This is a genomic window from Bradyrhizobium sp. 23 (genome assembly GCF_023073295.1).
Taxonomy (GTDB): Bacteria; Pseudomonadota; Alphaproteobacteria; order Rhizobiales; family Xanthobacteraceae; genus Bradyrhizobium; species Bradyrhizobium canariense_D.
Genome location: NZ_JADPJF010000032.1, coordinates 138,959 through 143,037, shown reverse-complemented (window position 1 = coordinate 143,037; position 4,079 = coordinate 138,959). Strand labels below are relative to the sequence as shown.

3 protein-coding genes are annotated in these 4,079 nt (G+C 64.6%); 2 read left to right on the top strand and 1 reads right to left on the bottom strand.

Annotated features, from left to right (window positions below; translation table 11 throughout):
- Nucleotides 1-204: 204 nt before the first annotated feature.
- On the bottom strand, nt 205-558 hold the full coding sequence (locus IVB32_RS04920; protein WP_018454893.1) for a DUF1236 domain-containing protein: 354 nt from the start codon (nt 556-558) through the stop codon (nt 205-207).
- A 221-nt stretch (nt 559-779) separates the two neighbouring features.
- On the opposite strand from IVB32_RS04920, the gene IVB32_RS04915 reads away from it, so the two are divergent.
- Entirely contained in the window at nt 780-935 is a 156-nt protein-coding gene (locus tag IVB32_RS04915) for a DUF3096 domain-containing protein (RefSeq protein WP_007594951.1), read from the top strand.
- 96 nt (nt 936-1,031) lie between these two features.
- Nucleotides 1,032-3,986, top strand: a complete 2,955-nt coding sequence (gene ppdK, locus IVB32_RS04910) for a pyruvate, phosphate dikinase (protein WP_247372703.1) — start codon at nt 1,032-1,034, stop codon at nt 3,984-3,986.
- Nucleotides 3,987-4,079 lie beyond the last annotated feature (93 nt).

Sequence of the window (4,079 nt, the reverse complement as noted above, 5' to 3'; positions counted from 1 at the left end):
CGCTCGCGGAGAGGCATGGATGGCCGGGACAAGCCCGGGCCATGACGACGGAGTTGGTGGCCGCAATTGCTGTGCGCGAAGAGTGCCCACACAAAAAGCCCCGCCCGGCGGGGGGAGGACCGGGCGGGGCCTGATGTCCGACTATACTGCTCGCGTCAGCCTGATTGATGTGACGCGCCGGACACCTAGTTGATACCGGAAACGTTAGTCCATCACCTCGACGATGCGCCGCGAGCGCGGCTCAACCAGCACGGTCTCGCCGTTTACGACGGTGTAGCGATAGGTGGTGGCGCCGAAACGTTGCGGCACGTCATAATAGGTGACGCCGCTTTCAGGTAAGGTGGCACCGACCACCACGCGATCCGGGATGCGGAAAGCCGGCACACGTTGTTCGACGACATAGTCGCGGAAAGCCGGCCGCTGCTCGACCGCAATGGTCGGGCCGCTCTCGACGACGACGGGCGCGCGTCCCACGGTGACGCTGCTTTGCGCCTGCGCCGCAAGGGGCGAGCCGATCGAGGCCGCGAGCGCTGCAAGAGCAAGAATCCTGTTCCGCATGGGCAACTCCTTCGAGAAGGTTTTCGGGAAGCGCCACTGGCGCGACCGGTTGCCAATGCATGCGTCTCCGCGATGTTCCGGAAAACGCCCGCCGCATTCGCGGCATTTTCGGGCAGTTTTCGCGAAGCCGGGAACTCGCGCGCCCCCGGTGCGTCTCTACCCGCGGAACCCAGTCCGCTATGATCCCGCCGCGATTCGCCCCACCCACGGAAAGAAAATTCATGCACATCACCGTCGCCCACATCTCGCCGATCCTGTCGCTGCTTGCGGGTGTGCTCATCCTGATCATGCCGCGCCTCCTGAACCTGATCGTCGCGATTTTTCTCATCATAAATGGTGCGATCGGGCTCGGATTGTTGAAGTGGCTCCATCTCTAGGCCTTCATTCTAGGGAACTCTTCGACTTGCGCGGACCTGCCCAAAGTGGTGTAAGGCGCGCAATTACCCATTCCTCTCGCAGGTTGTGTGCAAGCTATGGCCAAAGCCGCCTCGAAAACTCCAGCGAAAATTCCAGCGAAATCAAAGTCCTCCGCCAAGGCGAAAGCCGCGCCGGCGGCCCGCAAGGCACTTGCCAAGCGCGCCCCGAAGCCCGTGGCCAAGGCCGCTGCCAAGCCGGCTGTGAAGCCTGCCGCCAAGTCGGTTTCCAAGGCTGTTGCAAAGGCAGCGACGAAGCCGGTTGCGCCGAAGGTCGCCGCGAAGCCGGTACCGAGCAAGACTGCTTCAACCAAGGCTGCGCCTGTTGCGGCCAAGGCCGGCAAGTGGGTGTTCACCTTTGGGGACGGCAAGGCCGAGGGCAAAGCGGAGATGCGCGATTTGCTCGGCGGCAAGGGCGCCAACCTCGCCGAGATGGCCAATCTCGGCCTGCCGGTGCCTCCGGGCTTCACCATCCCGACCTCGGTCTGCACCTATTTCTACGCGCATGACAAATCCTACCCGAAGGAATTGAAGTCGCAGGTTGAGAAGGCGCTCGATCATGTCGGCAAGTTGACCGGCAAGATCTTCGGCGATTCCAGGAATCCGCTGCTCGTTTCCGTGCGCTCCGGCGGCCGCGCCTCGATGCCGGGCATGATGGACACGGTGCTCAATCTCGGCCTCAACGACGAGACGGTGGAAGCGCTGTCGGAACTGTCGGGCGATCGCCGCTTCGCCTATGACAGCTATCGCCGCTTCATCACCATGTATTCGGACGTGGTGCTCGGCTTCGAGCATCATCATTTCGAGGAAATCCTCGATACCTTCAAGGACAGCCAGGGCTACACGCTCGACACGGATCTCACCGCCGACGACTGGGTCGATCTGGTCGGCAAGTACAAGGACGCGGTCGCGCGCGAAACGGGCAAGGATTTTCCGCAGGACCCGCACGACCAACTCTGGGGCGCGATCGGCGCGGTGTTTTCATCCTGGATGAACGCCCGCGCGGTGACCTACCGCAGGCTGCACGACATTCCGGAATCCTGGGGCACCGCGGTCAACGTGCAGGCCATGGTGTTCGGCAACATGGGCGAGACCTCGGCGACCGGCGTTGCCTTCACGCGCAATCCCTCGACCGGCGAGAGCAAGCTCTACGGCGAGTTCCTGATCAACGCGCAAGGGGAGGACGTGGTGGCGGGCATCCGCACACCGCAGGACATCACCGAGGAAGCGCGCAAGGACTCGGGCTCCGACAAGGCATCGATGGAATCGGCGATGCCGGAAGCCTTCAGGGAGCTGACGCGGATCTACACGCTGCTCGAGAAGCACTACCGCGACATGCAGGACATGGAGTTCACGGTCGAGCAGGGCAAGCTCTGGATGCTGCAGACCCGCGGCGGCAAGCGTACTGCCAAGGCGGCGCTGCGCATCGCGGTCGAGCTCGCCAATGAAGGCCTGATCACCAAGAAGGAAGCAGTGACGCGGATCGACCCCGCCTCGCTCGACCAGCTGCTGCATCCGACCATCGACCCCAACGCCAAGCGCGACGTGATTGCGACCGGCCTGCCGGCCTCGCCGGGTGCGGCCTCCGGCGAGATCGTGTTCTCCTCGGACGAAGCGGCCAAGCTTCAGGCCGACGGACGCAAGGTGATTCTGGTCCGGATCGAGACCAGCCCCGAAGACATCCACGGCATGCACGCCGCCGAAGGCATCTTGACCACCCGCGGCGGCATGACCTCGCATGCTGCGGTCGTCGCGCGCGGCATGGGCAAGCCCTGCGTCTCCGGCTGCGGCACCATCCGCGTCGATTACGGCCGCGGCACCATGAGCATCGGCTCACGCACCTTCAAGACCGGCGACGTCATCACCATCGACGGCTCGCTCGGCCAGGTGCTCGCCGGCCGCATGCCGATGATCGAGCCCGAGCTGTCCGGCGAGTTCGGCACGCTGATGAAATGGGCCGACCAGGTCCGCAAGATCGGCGTGCGCGTCAACGCCGACACGCCGGAGGACGCGCACACTGCGATCAAGTTCGGCGCGGAAGGCATCGGCCTCTGCCGTACCGAGCACATGTTCTTCGAGGAGACGCGCATCCGCACGGTGCGCGAGATGATCCTCTCCGAGGACGAGCAGTCGCGCCGCGCTGCGCTGGCAAAACTGCTGCCGATGCAGCGCGCCGACTTCGTCGAGTTGTTCGAGATCATGAAGGGCCTGCCCGTCACGATCCGCTTGCTTGATCCGCCGCTGCACGAGTTCCTGCCGCACACCCATGCCGAGGTCGAGGAAGTGGCGCGCGCCATGAACACCGACCCGCGGCGCCTGGCCGACCGCGCGCGGGAGCTGTCGGAGTTCAATCCGATGCTCGGCTTCCGCGGCTGCCGTATCGCGATAGCCTATCCCGAGATCGCCGAGATGCAGGCACGTGCGATCTTCGAAGCGGCGGTCGAGGCCGAGAAGCGCACCGGCAAGGCCGTCGGCCTCGAGGTGATGGTGCCGCTGATCGCCACCAAGATGGAGCTCGACCTCGTCAAGGCGCGCATCGATTCCACCGCGAAGGCGGTGATGCGCGACACCAACACCAAGCTGACCTATCAGGTCGGCACAATGATCGAGCTGCCGCGCGCCTGCCTGCTCGCGGCCGAGATCGCGGAGAGCGCCGAGTTCTTCTCATTCGGTACCAACGACCTCACGCAGACGACGTACGGCATCAGCCGTGACGATGCCGCAAGCTTCCTCGGCACCTACGTGTCCAAGGGCATCCTGCCGATCGATCCCTTTGTCGCGCTCGACCAGGAAGGCGTCGGCGAGCTCGTCAAGATCGGCGTCGCACGCGGTCGCAAGACGCGCCCCTCGCTCAAGGTCGGCATCTGCGGCGAGCACGGCGGCGATCCCGCCTCCGTCGCCTTCTGTCACGCGATCGGCCTCGACTACGTCTCCTGCTCGCCCTACCGCGTCCCGATCGCCCGCCTCGCCGCCGCGCAAGCCGCGCTCGGCAAGGCGATCGCGAGCCAAGCGTAAGGTAAGCGGCGAGTTGAATGTTGAGAGCGAAAGAGGCGGGGCCAAAACCCCGCCTCTTTCTTTTGAGGCGACGTTCTTGCCACACATTCAGTG